We start from the raw sequence: 20,597 nt of genomic DNA, 5'->3' as shown, positions 1-20,597 counted from the left end.
CAACAATATCTAGGACCGAAAACCTCCATTTACTGTTGTCTTCGTCCCAAATGGCTCGAACCTCACGATCATCAAAAAAACGTATAGAAACTTTGTTCATTTTGGATTATTAATTACCGCCATGCCTCTTAAATTTTCTTTTAAATGGGTTTTGTTAAATAACAACCACAACTAAAATGTAAAGTTACGTTTTTGTTTAGAAGTTTAAAAGTTTTTGAAACAAAAATGCCTCACGATGGTGAGGCATGATTTATTTTATTTTGCTACTTATTGTTTAATAATTTTTGCAGTTTTACTCGTTTTTCCGTCACTAAACTTTAAAACATAAACCCCAGTTGTTAGAGTACTCATATCTATTTCTTGATTTTGAATAGAAGAAGCAAAGCTGGTTTTAGACACTTCTTGACCTAGATAATTGTAGATTGATACTTCTTTGAAGTTGGAATTGGTGTTGTCGAAGTAAACATTTGAGGTGGTTGGGTTGGGGTATATTTTTAATGAATCGGAAGAAGTGAAATCTGGGCTTGAGAGAGTGGAGGATAAAGTAAAAGTATAAGGATAAAGGTAACTTGTGCTTGTTGCTGTTGTGTAAATTTCTAAATAATATAATCCAGCTGAAAGATTTAGAGTTAAGGCATTAGAACCGCTATTAACTGTTAGTTCTTGTCCCACTTGAAAGTTATTTGAGTTTAAGATTCTTGCGAAAATAGGATTTGAAAATGTATTATTAATTAACACACTGACTTGACTATTTGAAGTTACTGAAAATTTATAATCATCATAATCATAAGGATAACCGCCATTTGGTTGAACGGTAATAAACCCTTTATATGTATTTGAAAAATTGACCTCATAAGCAAGGTTGTATTCGTTTGGCTCGTCTAAACCTCGAAAATTAACTGGTATTGCTTGAGGTAATTCAGAGTGTAAGCCAATAATACCTGTTTGAGCTGCGGTATAAATAAATTCATTTTTTGGTGTTGGAAGTGGTGTTTGATTTGTAAAACTACTTAAGTCGGCATTAACACTTCTCACTATTCCATCACCTTCAATATTTGCTTGTAATGTGAAACAATTTGTACAAACACCAATTATATATGAATAATCTAAAGAACTAATCCACGTTTTGTAATTTAGTCCAGTAATATAGGTATTGTCTTCATCTATACCATTACAATTTACATCTACATTATAAAAGGGGAACAACAAAACATTTTTTATTATCGAAGAATTTTCATAACCTCCATATAGATATACTCCTTCATATCCAGTATAAGAATACTCCTTTCTTAAATCTCTATAAGCTTCTGTTCTTCCAGCAGTAAAAGGGTTATTAGTACCCGTATATCCGCCATGTGGCGTGCCTGTAGTAATAAGTTTAGCTACATGATGATTTCCGTCTGGCTGCCAATTACTAGGATTTTGAACATATTCCCTTGCAGCTAAACCTCCCATACTATGTCCCATCAAAATTACTTTATCTCTACCAGTTTTGAGTAAAACCATTTGAATAGCAAGTTTTAATGCAACACCTTGTTTTGCAATTGCAGCTTCATTACTCAAAACATCGCTAAAATTTGCATCATTCGGCAATCTTCCAAAATTATCAATTTTGAAGTTTATAAAGTAAAAATCTGCTATTGATAAATCAGTATTGTAATTAGAATACAATGCAATATCTGCTGCTGGAATATTATTATTTGTACTTGTCCAAATATTTTTATTTGAAGTGTAATTATTGCCGTCATCATTTAGACAAAAATCTATTCTTCCTCCAAAACTTAATCCTTCATTAATTAAATTAATACCCATGTCAATCCAAGTATCCGAACTAGAATTTAATCCATGGATAAAAATTATTGGGTATGGAAGATTTTGAGCAGCTAAAACATTTTTATTCGATACATTTGGCATTAATAATTGATTACTAAACCCAAATGATATCTCTGATCTCGGTTTCACTAGTGATAAGACATTTTGTGCTTTTGTTTGGAGCAATGTTCCAAATAGTAATATTGATAATAGTATTAATGTTTTCATAAGTTTTGTTTAATCGCTTAATTTAGTTTAATATACTCTGACTTTATTTCATATTTATCATCAATTTGAATTTGAATTATCTGATTATATAACTTATCTTTAGATTCTTTATCATTATTTATAGGCTCTTGATTTAAATCAATTAATAAACAATTTAAAAACTCCAATCTATAACAAATTAATGATTTAGTATTTTCATGTGACTTACAATATGATAATGGTAATAAAGATTTAAATGAATAATCATCAAAAGTATTTATATTTAGTTTTTTATCTTTTGATAGAGGTAAAATGGTTTCTATGCATCTAATAACATTTGAACTTGTCAAATAAGTTAATTCAATATCACTAAAATATTCAACAATTTTTTCACTAAATTTGATTCCATTTTCATCTAAAAACAAACTTGATTTGTCTATCTCTCCATGCCTTATTAAATAAATTGTTTTCATCATTATTAATACCAGATTAAGTCTAATTTTACAGTTATTCCATATGTTGAATTAGTTTCAGTAACTGATGATGGGTAGGCACTTGAACCAGTTGTGTAATTTGACATTAAAAACCCTACATATCCCATATCTTCATTTGGAGTTCCTAAATCATAGTCAAAAAGTTGAATAAATCTTGACTGTGTTAGATTGGTAATTACAAAAGGATTTGTTAGGGTCCAAAAAAACGGCAATATTGAAGGTGTAACATTATTCAATCTATTAGCAGATGTAACATCAAACAAAACAGTACTGTTTTGGTCTTGTATCTGAAAAAAGACATCAGGTCCTGTTCCGTCTAGATCCCATCCACTTGTACCACCAAGTTTTGTAAAAGGAATATTAACAATAGTAACTTTACTAATTTTTACATTTGTTAATGATGCACCTATATTTACTGTTTTAGAAATTGATGTTGTGCCTCCTGCCCCTGTAACTGTAAGTCTAACAGTATAAACTCCTCCTGTCGTATAAAGATGTTGAGGATTTGCTGATGTTGAGCTACCATTGTCTCCAAAGTCCCATAAATAATTTGTAGCATTTGTTGTGGTGCTAGTAAATGATACAGTTGACGGCGCAGGATTATTTGCACCTGAATAACTAAAATCAACTGTTGGTGCTGATGTTGAACTCGGGTCATCCTTTGAACACCCAAAAAACATAGCAATAATAAATAACATTGATACTCCTTTAATACAATTTTTCATAACATAAATAAGTTTAATTTTCCTACTCTATTGGCTTTTCGGTTCCGCCTTGGTTTTTTGTTTAACTATGCAATTGGGGTGCGTTCCACTTTTTTATACCGAATTAATTCACTATATTTAAAGTAATTACACGCTTTTGAAAACAAATATATAATTAATTACACAAATATGTGCATTTTATATAAAATAAATTTCTCACATAAGTGTAAACATTTGCATCATGCAACACCGAGGAGAAATACTAAAAGAAGCTATTTATAAAAGTGGCATTCCCATTACAGAACTCGCCAAGCGAATGGGAAAAAGTAGAAGGTGGATGTATCTGATGTTTGAAAATAGTACTGTTTCTCTTGATTTGGTTTTGCAAATAGGAAAAATTATTCATCACGATTTTAGTGATTCTATAAAGGAACTTTCAACTTCTCTAAAAGGTAACGAATCACCAACGGCTTATGAAAAAGAAGCGTTCAACGCAGAATACTGGAAAGATAAGTACTTGAAACTATTGGAAGAGTATAATTTGTTGTTGAAGCAGCAGTAATCAAGACAACCTCGCGTCTTCCTTTTCATAAAAAGCATCAACGGATAAATTAGGCAAACCTGATGCATAAACAGCCAATTCATCACACCGTTCGTTTTGTAAATACAAATTACAAAACAATTTCCTTCCAACTCATTACTTTACCCAAAGTTCGTTGTTGGTTAAACAATCCGGTATGAACTATTGCCTTACTTTGAATTAAATTGGGTTTTAATTTTTCAAAATAAGTTAATCCTTTAAACATATCGGTCATAATAGTTTCGGATGCTTTAATTTCGACTAGATTGATAAATTCTGAATTTTGCCAAATTAAATCTATTTCATGTCCTACCGCATCGCGCCAAAACCATACATCTAAAAGTAAATTATTGTGATAATTTTTTTTGATGTATTCATTGATTACAAAATTTTCAAACAAACTTCCTTTTAACGCGCTTAATTTTACGCTTTCGGCATCGTTTAATTTTAGCAAAAAGCAAAGAAGTCCTGTATCGTAAAAATACAACTTTGAACTTTTAGTAACGCGTTTATTGAAATTTGAAAAATAAGGTTGCAATTGGTACACAATATAACTGCTTTCTAAAACAGAAAGCCATGATTTTGCAGTAGGTTGCGAAATACCACAATCATTAGCCAACGAATTGAGATTAAGCAATTGTCCTGCTCTTGCTGCACATAATGAAATGAAATTTCGAAATTGTTTTAAGTCTTTTACATGAATTAATTCCGATAAATCTCGTTCGACATAAGTCTGAACATAATTGGAATAAAAAGCTTTTGAAGGGATGTTTCTGTCGTAAATTGCAGGATAAAATCCTTTTTGAAGATTTATGGCATAATCATCATTTAACCAATTTGCCTCTTGCATTTCTGAAATATCAAATGGCAATAATTTAAACAAAGCTACTCTTCCTGCTAAACTTTGGGTAATGTTTTCCATCAAATGAAAATTTTGTGAACCAGATAAAATAAATTGTCCCATGATTTTATCTTTATCTACTTTAGTTTGTAAATAAGAAAACAACTGAGGGACTCGCTGTGCTTCATCAAAAATTACGTATTTATCATATTGAGCTAAAAAACCGTTCGGATCATCTGTTGCAAATTTTCTTAGATCTAAATTCTCTAAGTTTACATATTCATATTCAGAAAATTGTGTTTTTAAAAAAGTAGTTTTACCTGATTGTCGTGGTCCGGTTAAAGCCAAAATTGGATATTTATTTTTAAAAATATCCATTTCCATTTTAATTCTTCTATTTGCACTCATATTGAAGGTTTTAGAATTGCAAATATATAACTAATTTTGAAATTACACTATATTAAACTTTGAAATTACACTATATTAAACTTTGAAATTACACGGTTAATTTAAAACAATTTTCCCTCTTCCTTTTCATAAAAAGCATCCACAGATAAATTAGGCAAACCCGAGGCATAAACAGCCAATTCATCACAACGTTCGTTTTGAGGATGGTTGTTGTGGCCTTTTATCCATTTGAAATCCACTTGGTGTTTTCTGTAAATTATCAGAAATCGTTTCCATAAATCTGGGTTTTTTTTACCAGTGAAGTTTTTCTTTTCCCAACCAAAAACCCATTTTTTCTCTACAGCATCCACCACATATTTAGAATCGGAAATTACCAAAACTTTCGTATTAGGATTTTTTAGTTTTTCTAATCCAACTATCACTGCCAATAATTCCATGCGGTTATTGGTAGTATGCCGAAATCCTTCGTAGAATTCTTTTTTGTGTTGCGAACCAACCAATTCCATGACCACACCATACCCGCCGTTTCCAGGATTTCCTTTGGCAGCGCCGTCTGTGTAGATGTGGACTTGGTGGTTCAAAGTTGGAAGTTAGATGTTGGAAGTTAGAAGTCTTTCTATTATTTGAGGGAAATAGTCATGTTCTAATGCTTGAACTTTGTTTGCTATTTCTTCTGCTGTTTTGCAATCTTCTACATTTACGGATTGCTGAAAAATGAATTCACCTTCGTCGTAATGTTCGTTTACATAATGAATGGTGATGCCCGTTGCTGCTTCTTTGTTTTCAAAAACCGCTTGATGTACTTTCAAGCCATACATGCCTTTTCCGCCATATTTTGGCAATAAAGCCGGGTGAATATTGATGATTTTGTTATGATATTGATGTACAATTTCTTCGGGCATTTTCCATAAAAAACCAGCAAGTACTATCAAATCAGGGCGTAATTTTTCAATTGCTTTCAATACAACGCCATCGTTTAGTTCAGTTCTATTGAAAACTAGTGAATTAATGTTTTGGTTTTTAGCTTTTTCTAAAACCTTTGCTTCTGGGTTGTTTGAAAAAACACCAACTATGGCAACGGCATTCTTTTTTTTAAAATAGTGAATGATGTTTTCCACATTGGAACCAGTGCCTGAAGCAAAAAACAAAATTCTTTTCATGGTAAAATCAATTTTCATAGCACAAAAAAAAGAATAATAACTTGAATTAAAACCATGAATATGTAAGAATTTAAAATATATTTTTTAATTTCGCCGTCACATTTAGTAACAAAAAGGTTGTTTTAAAATAAAGTTTTTTATTTTTGCCAATCAATTTAAAATTAAAATTTAGAAATTATGTCAGACATTGCATCAAGAGTTAAAGCGATTATCGTAGACAAATTAGGCGTTGACGAAAACGAAGTTGTAACAGAAGCTAGCTTCACCAATGATTTAGGAGCTGATTCATTAGACACTGTTGAGCTTATTATGGAGTTCGAAAAAGAATTTGATATTCAAATTCCAGACGACCAAGCTGAAAACATTGCTACGGTAGGTCAAGCTATTTCTTACATCGAAGAAGCAAAAAAATAATAAATAATTTACCCGTGAAGAATCATTATTTTTTACGGGTTTTTATTATTTTTACTAAAAAGCAAACCCGATTGATATTCAATCTCAAAATATTGAAATACCCTTGTCTCTTTAAACATTAACTTTGAAAGAAACATGGGTATTATTTGTTTAAATACAATTGTAAAAAACATATTATGGCATTAAAGCGAGTTGTAGTAACAGGTTTAGGAGCATTAACACCCATAGGAAATTCCATTGAAGAATATTGGAATTCCTTAATTAATGGAGTTAGTGGTGCCGCGCCTATAACCTACTATGATACTGAAAAGCACAAAACAAAGTTTGCTTGCGAAGTAAAAAATTTCAACATTGAAGATTTTATGGACCGCAAGGAAGCAAGAAGAATGGATAAATTTGCTCAATATGCTGTTGCAGCAAGTGAGGAAGCGATCAATGACGCTGGAATTACTGCTGATAATGTTAATAAGCATAGAGTTGGAGTGATTTGGGGAGCAGGAATTGGTGGTTTAGAAACTTTTCAAGAAGAAGTACTGAGTTACGCAGCTGGTGACGGAACGCCAAGATTTAATCCTTTTTTTATTCCAAAAATGATTGCTGATATTGCCCCAGCTCACATTTCAATGCGAAATGGATTTATGGGACCAAATTATACAACTGTATCAGCGTGTGCCTCTTCTGCCAATGCATTGATTGATGCTTTTAACTATATTCGTTTAGGAATGTGTGATGTTATTATATCTGGAGGTTCAGAAGCAGCAGTTACCATTGCGGGCATGGGTGGATTTAATTCTATGCAAGCTCTATCAACCAGAAATGATAGTCCAGAAACTGCGTCAAGACCTTTTGATGCTACTCGTGACGGATTTGTGCTTGGTGAAGGTGCTGGAGCATTAGTATTAGAAGAATATGAACACGCAAAAGCACGTGGAGCAAAAATATATTGTGAAGTAGGTGGCGGAGGAATGTCGTCTGATGCTTATCATTTAACAGCACCTCATCCAGAAGGAATTGGCGTAATCGCAGTTATGGAAAACACTTTGCGTGATGCAGGAATGTCACCACATCAAGTAGATCACATCAATACCCACGGAACATCAACACCACTTGGTGACGTGGCGGAATTGAAAGCTATTAGTGCGGTTTTTGGTGCTCATGCTAAAAACATCAATATCAATTCTACTAAATCAATGACTGGGCACTTGCTAGGTGCTGCAGGGGCAATTGAGGCTATAGCTTCAATTTTGTCCATGAAACATGGTATTGTCCCTCCAACGATTAATCATACTGTTGTTGACGAGAATATTGACCCTTCTTTGAATTTAACTTTAAATAAAGCTCAAAAAAGAGAAGTGAATGTTGCTATGAGTAACACTTTTGGATTTGGCGGTCACAACGCATGTGTATTATTCAAAAAATTAGAAGACTAAGTTTTAGATGAAAATTCTAAAAAATATATTTAAAAATTCCCGTTCGACTGAGGACGGGATTTTTTTTGACGAAATCCAAAAAGTCATAGGATTTAAACCTCAATCTATTATTTATTACCGAAAAGCATTTACACATCGTTCCACCAACAGAATCGATTTGAAAGGAAATCCAATGAATTATGAAAGATTGGAGTTTTTAGGAGATGCTATGTTGAGTTCTGTCATAGCAGCTTATTTATATAATGAAGCCCCAGCTGGAGATGAAGGCTATTTAACTAAAATGCGTTCCAAAATTGTAAGCCGCGAACACTTAAATGAGTTAGGCAGAGACCTAAATTTAATCCGATTTGTAGAAAGTAAAGTACCGACACAACATTTTGGTGAAAATATACACGGCAATATCTTTGAAGCCTTAGTAGGAGCTATTTTTTTAGATAGAGGATACAATTATTGTCAAAAATTTATTCAAAGAAGTGTTATCAGACCTTATGTTGATATAGCAAAATTAGAAGGAAAAGTAATTAGCTACAAAAGTTTGTTAATTGAATGGTGCCAAAAAGGAAAAAAATCTTTTCACTATGATGTTTTTGATGATAATGGCATTGATGGGCAAAAATATTTTGGTGTAAAATTAAGTATCGACAACAAAGTTATTGCAAAAGCAAGGGCAACTTCAAAAAAGAAAGCAGAAGAAAAAGCTTCCCAACGTGCTTATTTTGCATTTCAAGAAAAAATTAACACAAAGTAAGGCAGATTCTCAAAAAACTATAACGTTTTCGTTTATAAAATAACGATAACCTAAAATATTGTTTGTAATAATCTGTTTCAGATAAACTATATTTACAACTTAAATTGCAAAGTATGGCCGTTCACAAATTGCCTCTTGGAGATTTTGACGAAATAGATTATCAATTAATCGCTATTCATTCGCCTTTGGAAGATTATCGGTTAGCCTATTATATTAATCAAAACTTGCCAATCAATTTAAGTAAAAGCAGTTGTAATATTCAAATAAGCACTAAAGAAGGAGAGTCAGAATTTTCAAGATTTATTTTTGAAGACAAAAAGAAAGATATTTCATGGAATTTAATTCAAAATATAAATGATGTTTTTAGTTTATCTCAAACAAATAACCAAGGATTATTTGCAGAAAGCAATAACAAATTTTCAACAAAAATATATTTTATCCCAGAGTTTAAAAAGGTAAACTATTTTTTAAAAATTGAAAATGGCGAAGTTCCTATTGAGGTAGAAACAATTACGAATTGTATAAAAAAAATAGATAGAGTCAGCACAGTTTATGCTGTAGAAGTTGAAAAAATAAAATCAAAAAATAATTTAATTTTTTAAGTATAATGCCAACAAGAAAAAAAACTAAAATTGTAGCAACACTTGGTCCTGCATGTAGTTCTAGAGAAGTGATAAAAAAAATGATTGATGCAGGAGTGAATGTGTTTCGCATCAATTTTTCCCATGCTGATTATGAAGATGTAAAAGAAAGAATTGACATCATAAGAAGTTTGAACGATGAATTTGGATACAATACAGCAATTTTGGCTGATTTACAAGGGCCGAAACTTCGCGTGGGAGTTATGAAAGAAGATGTAGTAGTTAGCCCTGGAGACATCATTACATTTCAAACAGCCGAAGATGTTCCGGGGACAAAAGAACGCGTTTACATGAACTACAAAGAGTTTCCTCGCGATGTAAAACCGGGTGAATTTATTCTTTTAGATGATGGAAAATTGATGTTTGAAGCATTGGAAACAAACGGAACAACAGAAGTAGTTTGTAAAGTGATTCAAGGCGGACCATTAAAATCTAAAAAAGGAGTAAATCTTCCTAATACAAAAGTTTCCCTTCCTGCTTTAACCAAAAAAGATATTAAGGATGCTATATTTGCTATTGAACAAAAAGTTGATTGGATAGCACTTTCATTTGTTAGAACACCAAAAGATTTAGAGGAATTACAAGACTTAATTGCAAAACATTCAGATTATAAAATTCCTATAATTGCTAAAATTGAAAAACCAGAAGCGGTAGAAAACATCGATAAAATTGTTGCTTTTTGTGACGGTTTAATGGTTGCTCGTGGTGACCTTGGAGTTGAAATTCCAGCACATGAAGTTCCATTAATTCAGAAAAAATTAATTCTTAGAGCAAAAACAGCGCGCATCCCAGTAATCGTTGCCACGCAAATGATGGAAACAATGATTACTAGTTTAACACCAACAAGAGCTGAGGTAAATGATGTTGCGAATTCTGTAATGGATGGAGCTGATGCTGTAATGCTTTCGGGAGAAACTTCAGTTGGAAATTATCCAGTAGAAGTTATTGCAAAAATGTCACAAATTATTGAAGCAGTGGAAGATTCTCCATTAATTAATGTACCACAAAATCCTCCTCATGTAAGAACAAAAAGGTTTATTACTAAATCAATTTGTTACCATGCAGCAACCATGGCAAATGATATTAAAGCAAAAGCTATTTCAACACTAACAAATAGTGGATATACAGCTTTTCAAATATCGGCTTGGAGGCCAAAAGCTCATATTTTGGTTTATACCTCAAACAAAAGAATTTTAAATCAGTTAAATTTACTTTGGGGTGTTAATGCTTTTTACTATGACAAATTTGTAAGTACTGATGATACTGTTGATGACATCAACCAAATTGCAAAAGACAATGGCTATGTAAAAAAAGGGGATATGCTTATCAATCTAGCGGCTATGCCTGTTGCTGATAAAGGAATGGTAAACACACTAAGAATTTCAGAAATAGAATAAATAATTACTTTTAAATATTAATAACATGAATTCAAATAATCCATTTTTTAAAACAAAATCGTTTAAAGAAAATAACGAGGTAACTCATGATGCTGTTGTTATAGATTATAACGACACTATGACTGTTTCGGGAACTATTAACAAAAGTTTCTTAATGTTAGTTTTATTGATTGCTAGCGCAGCCATTACTTGGATAATGACCTTTAACGGACAAAACCCTATGATGTTGACTATTGGAGGTGCCATTGTTGGGTTTATTTTAGTGCTTATTGCAACATTTAAACCGCAATCCTCAGGATATCTCGCACCAGGTTATGCTATTTTTGAAGGTTTATTTATTGGGGGTATTTCGGCAATTTTTGAAGTTATGTATCCCGGAATTGTGATACAAGCGGTGAGTTGCACTTTTGTAACCTTTATGGTTTGTTTCGGACTTTATAAATATGAAATAGTTAAAGTTAATGAAAAATTTAGATCTGTTGTTATTGCTGCTACTTTAGCCATTGCTACTTATTATTTGATATCTTGGTTATTAACGCTATTCACAAGCTTTCAACCTGTTCATCATGGAAATTCTATGATGAGCATTGGGATTAGTGCTATTGTAATTATTGTTGCAGCGCTTAATTTATTTTTAGATTTTGATCAAATAGAAAAAGGAGTTCAGCAAAAAATGCCAAAATACATGGAATGGTATGGCGCTATGGGATTAATGATAACCTTAGTTTGGCTCTATATAGAGTTTTTACGATTGCTTTCAAAGATTTCAAGAAGAGATTAAACATTTCAATCACTATATTTAAACCAGCTCTCGAGTTGGTTTTTTTATATTTAAAACTCAAATTTCAATTGCACAATAATTGTCTTTTTGATTTCGGTGTTTAAATTATTTAAGGAAATACCAAGTAATCGCACCGACTCTTTCATCCTTTCTTGAAACAGTAGTTCTTTTGCGACTTCAAGCAACAATCCTTTATCCGAAATAAAGTAAGGCAAAGTCTTGCTTCTAGTTTGTGTCGTAAAATCGCTGTATTTGATTTTTAAGGTTACTGTTTTTCCTGAGAGGTTTTGTTTTTTTAAACGATTTTCCAATTCGTTGGCTATCCGTTCTAGTTTTTCTATCATAAAAATTTCGGAAGTCAAGTTTTCGTTAAATGTATGTTCTGCTGCAACTGATTTTGTAATTCGATTGGGTTTCACTTCGCTATTGTGAATGCCTCTAACTATGTTATAGAAATGCAAGCCACTTTTGCTAAAATGTTCCTCTAGAAATTCTTTTGATTTTGATTTTAAATCTTTTCCCGTAAAAATCCCTAAATGGTACATCCTATCTCTAGTAACTTTGCCAATACCATAGAATTTTTTGATGTCTAGATTTTCCAAAAAAGTTTCCACATCTTCAGGATTTACCGTTTTTTGTCCGTTGGGTTTGTTATAATCGCTAGCAATTTTTGCTACAAATTTATTGATTGAAATTCCAGCAGATGCATTAAGTCCAACTTCTTCAAAAATTTGTTTTCTAATTTCTTGTGCAATTAAAGAAGCACTAGGATTTCCCTTTTTGTTTTGGGTAACATCTAGATAAGCTTCGTCCAGAGACAAAGGTTCAACCAAATCGGTGTATTCGTGAAAAATTTTTCTGATTTGTTTTGAAATTTCTTTGTAACGGTCAAATCTTGGGCGAACAAATAGTAAATCGGGACAATTTCTTTTAGCTTGAATGCCACTCATGGCGCTACGAACTCCAAATTTCCTAGCTTCATAACTTGCTGCTGAAACCACACCACGAACTTCACTTCCTCCAACGGCCAATGGTTTTCCTTTCAACTCAGGATTGTCCATTTGCTCTACCGAAGCATAAAAAGAATCCATGTCGATATGAATGATTTTTCGAAAAGAAACCGGTTCAGCCATATCACAAATTTATAGTATCTTTCGATAAAATTTGTATCCAATGATAGAAATAGAACGAAAGTTTTTAGTCCTTTCTGATGGCTTTATTTCAGCTGCTTTTTCTAAAAAAAGAATTGTTCAAGGGTATTTAAATTCCAACCCAGAACGCACTGTTCGTGTTAGAATTAAAACCGATAAAGCGTATTTAACCATTAAAGGAAAAGGAAATGAAACTGGCACCACCCGATTAGAATGGGAAAGAGAAATAGCCGTTTCTGATGCCGAAAAATTATTAACTATTTGCGAAAGCGGAATAATTGATAAAATTCGTCACGAAGTGAAAGTTGGCAATCACATTTTTGAAGTAGATGTTTTTTCAGGAGATAATGAAGGATTGATAATAGCCGAAATAGAACTACAATCGGAAGATGAAGTTTTTGAAAAACCACATTGGCTTGGAAAAGAAGTTACTAATGATCAGCGATTTTATAATGCCTTTTTAAGCAATTTTCCTTTCAAAGATTGGTAATTTTAGTTTGCTTCAACTTCAAGTTTAACAATCACAGCTCCAGAATTTTTATTGTTTGCTAATTCCATAAAAGCTTTTTTTGTTAAATCAATTTCACGAACTTTTGAGAATGGCCCGCGATCTGTAATTTCCACAATAACTGATTTCCCATTGACTTCATTAGTAACTCTTACTTTTGTCCCAAAAGGTAATTTTTTGTGAGCGGCTGTGTATTTTGTATTATCAAATCGAGTACCACTTGCAGTTCTTCTACCATTAAATTTTTGAGCATAATAAGAAGCATGCGCATTTTTTTTGTAGAATTTAAATTTTAAATTGACCTCGGTTTTAACGGAATCAGCGATTTCCGTAATCTCTTCTATTTCTTTGGTTTTTAACGAGTCTTTTTTTGAAAGTACTGCTACTTTTGTTTTCACTTTATCCTCTTTTACCACTACCGCCTTTACTTTATCTTTGTTTTTATCTTTTTGTTGTGCATAAGCAGCTGAAAAACTGGAAGATAAAAGGGTTGTTATAATTGATAAAAAGAATATTTTTATTTTTTTATTCATTGTTTACTTTTTAAAAGTATAAATTGATTTTCAAAAACTATACCTTGATAAAAAAAGTCCTTTTAAGGACTTTTTAATTTATTTGTTAAACCACAAATTCCAAGGAATTCTACTCAAGATTAAGACTAATCCCAAGAAATAGAATAGTGCAATGGATTTAAATTTTGCAGTGTTTGTATCTCCTTTTTTGTGTTTTGACCATCCAATAGTAATTAAAACTATAGCTATCACATTAATTAGAGGATGCTCTAACCAAGTTAAACGCACATTTGAATCCGCCATTTGACCGATAGAAGCAGAGCCTAACGGAGAAATAAAATATAGAATCAAACCAACTACCAATTGAATGTGAGTTGCTATTAAACCAAACAAAGCTATTTTTCGGTCATTAGCGGTAAACACTTTTTTTGAAGACATTCCAATAATGGAATTTATCACGGCTACTACTAATAAAAATAAGGCTAAATAAGCCCAACCAGAATGAAATTTTTGAATAAAATGATACATAGTGTTATTTTTAGAAAAACAAATATAGAGAAAAGAGATAAAAAAACGGCACTAATTAGAGAGGTTTTAGGATATGTTCCATTATTTGTTTTTCAGAAAATGGTTTAATAAAAATTCTGTAGAACTATCGTGTTTTTTTACAACTCCTGAATGAATTTCTTCTAAAATAGAATTAGCTAATTGTTTTCCAAGTTCAACGCCCCATTGATCATAACTAAAAATATTCCAGATTACACCTTGAACAAAAATTTTGTGCTCGTATAATGCAACTAATGAACCTAGCGATTTTGGAGTCAATTTTTGAATTAATAACGTATTTGTTGGTTTATTCCCAGTAAATACTTTGAAAGGTAACAGAAAATCAGCTTTATCTCCTGTAATGTTTTGCTTAACAAATTCAGCATTTACTTGTGCTGCAGTTTTGCCATTTAGTAAAGCTTCTGTCTGCGCAAAAAAGTTGGACATCAACTTGTCATGATGGTCTTGATTGCCATATAGTGGCTCAACAAAACCAATAAAATCAGTTGGTATAAGTTTTGTGCCTTGATGAATTAATTGAAAAAATGCATGTTGGGAATTGGTTCCTGGTTCGCCCCAAATGATAGTTCCAGTTTGATAATTTACTGGTTTCCCATCGCGGCCTATGCTCTTTCCGTTACTTTCCATGATGCCTTGTTGAAGATATGGTGCTAATTTTTGCAAGTATTGAGTGTAAGGAATTAAAGCTTCGCTTTCGGCACCAAAAAAGTTATTGTACCAAATACTCAATAGTGCTAAAACAACTGGAATATTTTTGTCAAAAGTTTCGTTTTTGAAATGGTTATCCATTTCGTGAGCACCATTTAATAATTCATCAAAATTATCAAAACCAACAGCTAAACTTATTGATAAACCAACTGCGCTCCAAAGTGAAAAACGACCACCAACCCAATCCCACATTGGAAAAATATTATCGGGATTGATGCCAAATTCTGTAACATTTTGAATGTTAGTTGAAACTGCTACAAAATGTTTTGCAACATCTTCTTTTTTTGCCGTTTTCAAAAACCAAGCTCGAATAGTTTCAGCATTGGTAAGTGTTTCTTGTGTAGTAAATGTTTTAGAAGCAATTACGAAAAGTGTGGTTTCGGGATTTATTTTTTTTATAATTTCATTTACATGATCACCATCAACATTGGATACAAAATGAATATTCAAATGATTTTTGTAAAACTGCAATCCTTCAACAACCATAGCTGGACCAAGGTCTGAACCACCAATCCCGATATTGACTACATCTGTAAACGCTTTCCCTGTAAACCCATTTCTTTGTCCTGAAATAACTTCATTACAGAACTTTTTCATTTTATCTTTTACTTCAAAAATTTCTGGAATTATATTTTTCCCTTCAACTTTTATGGAAGTATTTTTGGGAGAACGTAAAGCGGTATGGAGTACTGCTCTATTTTCGGTTTGATTGATGTTATCTCCACCAAAATACGCGTCAATAGCTTCTTTCAAATGCACTTCTTTTGCTAAATCTTGGAGTAAATTAAAAGTATCTTGATTGATACTATTTTTGGAATAATCTAGTAAGAAATTCTCCCATTGAATGTTAAATTTTTCTGCTCTTGTAATATCATTTGCAAACATTTCCTTTATAGAAATGTTTTTCATTTGAGCATAATGTTGATTTAATTTTTCCCAAGCAGAAGTCTTTGTGGGATTGATATTTTGTAAAGCCATTTTTTATATTTTAAATGTCAAATTTACAAATTTGATTGGTATAAAATTCAGTAAATTTGAACTGCAACGTTGTAGTTGACGAAAAAAATATTATTTCTTTGAATTTATCGCAGCTACACTGTCCAAAGTTCTTTTTAGAGGTTTCATATATTCCAAATATTTTTGTTTGTATTTAGAATCCATAGGAGTTGATGTGGGAAGCTTTAATCGTAAAGCATCTACCTGAACTCCATTTTTCCAAAAACGATAACAAACATGAGGGCCAGTTGCCAATCCCGTACTTCCAACTTTCCCAATTACTTGTCCTTGTGTAACTCTTTGTCCGCGGCGAACAACTATTTTTGACATGTGTAGGTATTGAGTAGAGTATGTTCTGTCGTGTTTTACTTTTACAAAATTTCCGTTGCCGGTTGTATAACCAGCTTGTTCTACAACTCCTGCTGCGGTTGTCATAATTGGAGTTCCTGTTGGAGCAGCATAATCTGTACCATTGTGAGCTTTCCAAATTTTTTGTACCGGATGAAATCTGCTTCTGGTATAACGTGAAGTGATATTTACAAATTTTAAAGGGGCTTTCAAGAAGAAATTTTTCAATGTTTTCCCTTCTTCATCAAAAAATTGTTGTTTGTTAGTACTTCCATCTGGAGAAAATGGGAAGGCATAAATATTTTTGCCTTTATATTCAAAAAACGCTGCTTTTAAACTGTCAACTCCATCATAAATAGTATCATTTATATATCTTTCCGAAAAGGTCAAGCCAAATTTATCTCCTTTTTGTAATTTGAAAAAGTCAATAGACCAAGCATAAACTTTTGCAATTCTTGTCGCTAATGACGGGTCAACATCAAGATTTTGTAATGTTTCGGATAAGGAACCATTTAATTCACCAGCAATTGTTCTAGTTTTTAAAGTTAATGGCCTGGTTTTTTTGTAAGCTATTATGGTGTCTCTAAAATCTACAATATAATAATTCAAACGGTCGGGTTGATAAATAAAAACTTGAATTTTATTGGTTTTATCTTTAGTTCTCAGAATAGTATATGCTTTTCCAATTCTAATGGTTCTAACATCAAAAGTATCTTTTACCTTAGCAACAATATCAAAAACTTGTTGACCTTTTAAGTTTTGTTTTTCTAGTAAACTTCCAAAAGTATCTCCGGATTGTATAGTATCATTGACAATATTGAAATCATGCAGATTAAATCCAAAATCTACTAATTTGTATTTAGGTTTTCCAGCAATAATTTGTTCCTCTTTCGATTTTTCACAAGAACTTAATGAAAAAACCAAAAGACAAAAAAGACAAAAAAAGTTGAGGAACTTATAAATCATATTGTTATTCCTCGCCCCAATTTTTTAATTCCTCTTCACTCCACAACTCTGGGAAAAATATCCTTCTTTGGTATTTTGGATGCATGTATTTTTTCCAATCGCTTCCTCCTGTTGCTTCTCCCGAACCTTGTCCGCTATCAATATATTTTTTGGCAGCATTTAAATGTCCCATAACCCAAGTGATGTTAATGGTATGATCATAATGACGCATGGCATTAACTAATGCTTCATTTTTTTGGTCTTCTAGAGGAAGTTGTTTGAATTTTTGCCAAATATTTATAGTATTATATTCTTCCATACTACGAAGAAATTCTTCTTTATATTTTCTCTCAAATTCTAATATTAAAAATGATTTTTCACCTGTTTGATAATCTTTTCCAGCAGCTTGCCAATACAAATGTTCAAAAGCATGAGTATAAGGTGTATTCCTGTCAATAGTTGATCTAAAACGATAATCAATCAAATTTATCAAATCGGTTGAGGAGAATTCGATTAGTCTATATTGGGCGCTTTGAAAACCACTTGCTGGGGTTAAAGTATTTCTGAATTTCATATACTGAGCCACTTCCATTCCGTCACCCATAATATCAAATGAAGTGGTTAGCATATCAAAATAGCGGCTTATTCTTCTTAGTTTTTCAGTAAAAAAATCAGTTTTTGGTTTTTCAGTATGACACAATTGATTTATTTCCCAAAGTATCATTTTGAACAATAATTCGTTTACTTGATGGTACATGATAAAAACCATTTCATCAGGCAAAACAGTTCTTTGAGTTTGTAAATTTAATAAGGCATCGGTTTGAATATAATCCCAATAAGTTATAGGTTTTGACCAAATAAGTCCTTCTAAATGGGTTTCGGTTTTTTGATTTATAGCTTCAAATTTTTTTTCTAAAGCCTCTAAAATTTCATTCGTATTGTTTTTACTATTCATTAGTCATTTAATTTTACCATAAATGGATTTTTTAATCCTTTGAAGCCTTCTAATTCTGCTTTTATTGAGCCCACTGCCAAGCTGGCTTTTATCCTTAGAGGGATTTTGTTTTCGTCATCGGAAATCCAAACTGTTAAGCTTTCTTCTTCTTTAAAAACTCTACCAGATTGAACTATTGGCCTAAATATCATTGCTGGTGCAGTTCCAAATTTAGTTTTTATATTTTCTTTTCCTATGAATTTTAACTTAAACTTAAAGGTTTCATTGTCAAAAAACATGTCGACAAATACCGATTCCCCAACTTTTAGTTTGTCAATATTTGGGTAGTTTCTTAAAAAATAAAAAGTAGAAATAATATCCTGTACATTTTCTGTAACTGGGAATGTTTTTTCTGTTTTGTTTTTATAATCTTTAATAAGCACTTTATTATCTTCTTGATTAAAAAACCCTTCTTGATTTTTAGTGTAACCTCCTTCATCTATTTGTCTTACAAATTGATAAGGTTTATTCGACGTTTTATCAAAATAACTTTCATAATTATCATTAACTTTAAAGAAAAACCTTGACATGCCTACTGTATATCCTTTGCCAATGGCGTGGTAAACTTTTTTGTTGTTTTTAATAGCTTCTTGAACTTCGAGTGTAGCGTATCCAGCATTTATAAAACCATAATGAATTCTGAATTTAAACCATTCACCAACATCGTAAGCTTCAGGTTTTTGAGAATCAAAACTTACTGTAATAAAAAGCAATAGTAGGAAGAAATATTTTTTCATGTTTTTAATTGTTTTTAATTCAGTATTTACAATATCCATTCCAAATATATTAAAGCAAAAAAACCCAGCCAAATTAAAGACTGAGTTTTTATGCTATTAACCAACCAAAAAACTATAAATTATGAAAATTTATGTAAAAAAATAAGGAAACCACTCCTTGATTTTTTGATGGTACAAATATACTATAATCTATTGCATAATTAAAAGTAAAATTTCAACTTTAACAGATTTTTAGCAAAAAAATATTAACTATATCGTTATATTTTGTTAATTCTGTAATGATATTATTTTTTTTATAATGTCCCTCGCAACATTTGTTCCCTCTCGATAGACTCAAATAAAGCTTTAAAATTTCCAGCACCAAATCCTTTTGCACCCATTCTTTGAATAATTTCAAAAAATAATGTTGGACGATCTTCCACTGGCTTTGTAAAAATTTGTAGTAAATAACCGTCTTCATCTGCATCAACCATAATAGCTAGTTTTTCAATTTCATTAATGTCTTCTTTCATCGTATCCATATGAACTCCTAATCTTTCGGGAATGGCTTGATAATAAGCATGTGGTGGCGCTGACAAGAACTCAACTCCTCGAGCTCTTAGTTGAGAAACTGTAGTAATGATGTCATCAGTAGCAATTGCAATGTGTTGTACTCCTGGACCACCATAAAAATCTAAATATTCTTCAATTTGAGATCTTTTCTTTCCTTCTGCAGGTTCGTTTATTGGAAATTTAATTCTACCATTGCCGTTACTCATAACCTTACTCATCAAGGCGGAATATTCGGTATGAATTTGTTTGTCATCAAATGATAAGAAATTGACAAATCCCATAACATCTTCGTAGAATTTAACCCATTGGTTCATTTCTCCCCAACCTACATTTCCAACCATGTGGTCAATATATTTTAATCCAACAGCTGATGGGTTATAATCTGATTTCCATTCTTTGTATCCAGGAAGAAAAACACCATTATAATTTTTTCGTTCTACAAAAATATGAACCGTTTCACCATAGGTGTATATTCCTGAACGAACGACTTCTCCATGTTCATCTTTTTCAACGGTAGGTTCCATAAATGGACGTGCACCACGTTTTGTAGTTTCTTCAAATGATTTTGTAGCATCTTCCACCCATAGTGCTACTACTTTTACCCCATCACCATGTTTAACGATGTGTTGATTAATGGGAGAATCAGGATGTAAAGGTGTAGTTAATACTAAACGGATTTTATCTTGTTTTAATACATAGCTTGCTCTGTCTTTTACACCGGTTTCTAGACCGGAATAAGCCAAAGACTGATACCCAAATGCTGTTTTGTAATAATGTGCAGATTGTTTTGCGTTACCAACATAGAACTCAACATAATCTGTACCTAAAAGTGGAAGGAAATCTTGTGCGCCTTCAAATATTTTTTCGAGTCCATATTCTAAGGATTTTACTTCTTTACTCATGATGTTTATTTTAGCCACAAATTCACGAATAAAGTGAAATATGTGGAGCTTAATTTACTA

Annotated in this window: 22 protein-coding genes; 8 read left to right on the top strand and 14 right to left on the bottom strand. The window is 31.9% G+C overall.

Annotated elements, in window-relative coordinates; genetic code table 11:
- Window positions 1-267 precede the first annotated feature (267 nt).
- From ACOYLT_RS02320 to ACOYLT_RS02310, 3 genes are read right to left on the bottom strand one after another with little or no spacing between them, the layout of a single operon-like run.
- The gene (locus tag ACOYLT_RS02320; protein ID WP_422852229.1) at window positions 268-2,040 is read right to left on the bottom strand and encodes an alpha/beta fold hydrolase; all 1,773 of its coding nucleotides are present in this window, start codon (window positions 2,038-2,040) and stop codon (window positions 268-270) included.
- Window positions 2,041-2,057: 17 nt separating this feature from the next.
- Window positions 2,058-2,495, bottom strand: coding sequence for a histidine phosphatase family protein (locus ACOYLT_RS02315; RefSeq protein ID WP_422852228.1), 438 nt, complete (start codon window positions 2,493-2,495; stop codon window positions 2,058-2,060).
- A 2-nt stretch (window positions 2,496-2,497) separates the two neighbouring features.
- Complete coding sequence (locus ACOYLT_RS02310; protein ID WP_422852227.1) at window positions 2,498-3,238, bottom strand: PKD domain-containing protein; 741 nt, start codon at window positions 3,236-3,238, stop codon at window positions 2,498-2,500.
- A gap of 220 nt (window positions 3,239-3,458) precedes the next feature.
- Between ACOYLT_RS02310 and ACOYLT_RS02305 the strand changes: the two genes are divergently transcribed.
- Window positions 3,459-3,779: a hypothetical protein gene (locus tag ACOYLT_RS02305; protein WP_422852226.1), complete on the top strand. Its 321-nt coding sequence runs from the start codon at window positions 3,459-3,461 to the stop codon at window positions 3,777-3,779.
- A gap of 109 nt (window positions 3,780-3,888) precedes the next feature.
- Here ACOYLT_RS02305 and ACOYLT_RS02300 read toward each other — a convergent pair whose 3' ends face one another.
- From ACOYLT_RS02300 to ACOYLT_RS02290, 3 genes are all read right to left on the bottom strand, one after another.
- A complete protein-coding gene (locus tag ACOYLT_RS02300) occupies window positions 3,889-5,046 on the bottom strand; it encodes an ATP-binding protein (protein WP_422852225.1) in 1,158 nt (385 codons plus the stop codon).
- A gap of 101 nt (window positions 5,047-5,147) precedes the next feature.
- Complete coding sequence (gene rnhA / locus ACOYLT_RS02295; RefSeq protein WP_422852224.1) at window positions 5,148-5,627, bottom strand: ribonuclease HI; 480 nt, start codon at window positions 5,625-5,627, stop codon at window positions 5,148-5,150.
- Between the two features lie 9 nt (window positions 5,628-5,636).
- Window positions 5,637-6,206 carry a phosphoribosylglycinamide formyltransferase gene (locus ACOYLT_RS02290; RefSeq protein WP_422852223.1) on the bottom strand — a complete coding sequence of 190 codons (570 nt, stop codon included), beginning with the start codon at window positions 6,204-6,206 and terminating at the stop codon, window positions 5,637-5,639.
- Between the two features lie 177 nt (window positions 6,207-6,383).
- Here ACOYLT_RS02290 and ACOYLT_RS02285 point away from each other — a divergent pair, with 177 nt between their 5' ends.
- The 6 genes from ACOYLT_RS02285 (at window position 6,384) to ACOYLT_RS02260 (ending at window position 11,617) form a co-directional block, all read left to right on the top strand.
- Complete coding sequence (locus tag ACOYLT_RS02285; protein ID WP_007137004.1) at window positions 6,384-6,620, top strand: acyl carrier protein; 237 nt, start codon at window positions 6,384-6,386, stop codon at window positions 6,618-6,620.
- 176 nt (window positions 6,621-6,796) lie between these two features.
- Window positions 6,797-8,050, top strand: a complete 1,254-nt coding sequence (gene fabF, locus ACOYLT_RS02280; RefSeq protein ID WP_422852222.1) for a beta-ketoacyl-ACP synthase II — start codon at window positions 6,797-6,799, stop codon at window positions 8,048-8,050.
- A 7-nt stretch (window positions 8,051-8,057) separates the two neighbouring features.
- Complete coding sequence (gene rnc / locus ACOYLT_RS02275) at window positions 8,058-8,798, top strand: ribonuclease III (RefSeq protein WP_422852221.1); 741 nt, start codon at window positions 8,058-8,060, stop codon at window positions 8,796-8,798.
- A gap of 113 nt (window positions 8,799-8,911) precedes the next feature.
- Window positions 8,912-9,400, top strand: a complete 489-nt coding sequence (locus ACOYLT_RS02270) for an IPExxxVDY family protein (RefSeq protein ID WP_422852220.1) — start codon at window positions 8,912-8,914, stop codon at window positions 9,398-9,400.
- Window positions 9,401-9,405: 5 nt separating this feature from the next.
- Window positions 9,406-10,836, top strand: coding sequence for a pyruvate kinase (gene pyk, locus ACOYLT_RS02265; protein ID WP_422852219.1), 1,431 nt, complete (start codon window positions 9,406-9,408; stop codon window positions 10,834-10,836).
- A gap of 25 nt (window positions 10,837-10,861) precedes the next feature.
- Complete coding sequence (locus ACOYLT_RS02260) at window positions 10,862-11,617, top strand: Bax inhibitor-1/YccA family protein (RefSeq protein WP_422852218.1); 756 nt, start codon at window positions 10,862-10,864, stop codon at window positions 11,615-11,617.
- Window positions 11,618-11,667: 50 nt separating this feature from the next.
- Here ACOYLT_RS02260 and dinB read toward each other — a convergent pair whose 3' ends face one another.
- Window positions 11,668-12,750: a DNA polymerase IV gene (dinB, locus tag ACOYLT_RS02255; protein WP_422852217.1), complete on the bottom strand. Its 1,083-nt coding sequence runs from the start codon at window positions 12,748-12,750 to the stop codon at window positions 11,668-11,670.
- A 40-nt stretch (window positions 12,751-12,790) separates the two neighbouring features.
- Between dinB and ACOYLT_RS02250 the strand changes: the two genes are divergently transcribed.
- The gene (locus ACOYLT_RS02250; RefSeq protein WP_422852216.1) at window positions 12,791-13,258 is read left to right on the top strand and encodes a CYTH domain-containing protein; all 468 of its coding nucleotides are present in this window, start codon (window positions 12,791-12,793) and stop codon (window positions 13,256-13,258) included.
- 2 nt (window positions 13,259-13,260) lie between these two features.
- On the opposite strand, the gene ACOYLT_RS02245 is transcribed toward ACOYLT_RS02250, so the two are convergent.
- The 7 genes from ACOYLT_RS02245 to hppD form a co-directional block, all read right to left on the bottom strand.
- The gene (locus ACOYLT_RS02245; protein ID WP_422852215.1) at window positions 13,261-13,809 is read right to left on the bottom strand and encodes a septal ring lytic transglycosylase RlpA family protein; all 549 of its coding nucleotides are present in this window, start codon (window positions 13,807-13,809) and stop codon (window positions 13,261-13,263) included.
- A gap of 78 nt (window positions 13,810-13,887) precedes the next feature.
- The gene (locus tag ACOYLT_RS02240) at window positions 13,888-14,316 is read right to left on the bottom strand and encodes a hypothetical protein (RefSeq protein WP_422852214.1); all 429 of its coding nucleotides are present in this window, start codon (window positions 14,314-14,316) and stop codon (window positions 13,888-13,890) included.
- 81 nt (window positions 14,317-14,397) lie between these two features.
- Window positions 14,398-16,041, bottom strand: coding sequence for a glucose-6-phosphate isomerase (gene pgi, locus ACOYLT_RS02235; RefSeq protein ID WP_422852213.1), 1,644 nt, complete (start codon window positions 16,039-16,041; stop codon window positions 14,398-14,400).
- A gap of 90 nt (window positions 16,042-16,131) precedes the next feature.
- On the bottom strand, window positions 16,132-17,373 hold the full coding sequence (locus tag ACOYLT_RS02230; RefSeq protein WP_422852212.1) for a peptidoglycan DD-metalloendopeptidase family protein: 1,242 nt from the start codon (window positions 17,371-17,373) through the stop codon (window positions 16,132-16,134).
- Window positions 17,374-17,377: 4 nt separating this feature from the next.
- Window positions 17,378-18,307: a tryptophan 2,3-dioxygenase family protein gene (locus ACOYLT_RS02225; RefSeq protein ID WP_422852211.1), complete on the bottom strand. Its 930-nt coding sequence runs from the start codon at window positions 18,305-18,307 to the stop codon at window positions 17,378-17,380.
- Window positions 18,307-19,083 carry a DUF3108 domain-containing protein gene (locus ACOYLT_RS02220; RefSeq protein WP_422852210.1) on the bottom strand — a complete coding sequence of 259 codons (777 nt, stop codon included), beginning with the start codon at window positions 19,081-19,083 and terminating at the stop codon, window positions 18,307-18,309. The genes ACOYLT_RS02225 and ACOYLT_RS02220 overlap by 1 nt, the downstream gene beginning before the upstream one ends.
- Before the next feature lie 293 nt (window positions 19,084-19,376).
- The gene (gene hppD, locus ACOYLT_RS02215) at window positions 19,377-20,537 is read right to left on the bottom strand and encodes a 4-hydroxyphenylpyruvate dioxygenase (protein ID WP_422852209.1); all 1,161 of its coding nucleotides are present in this window, start codon (window positions 20,535-20,537) and stop codon (window positions 19,377-19,379) included.
- Between the last annotated feature and the right edge of the window lie 60 nt (window positions 20,538-20,597).

The sequence above is a fragment of the Flavobacterium sp. genome (assembly GCF_049318185.1).
Lineage (GTDB): Bacteria > Bacteroidota > Bacteroidia > Flavobacteriales > Flavobacteriaceae > Flavobacterium.
Note: the sequence above shows the minus strand (reverse complement) of the source record. Positions and strands in the feature narration are given on the sequence as shown.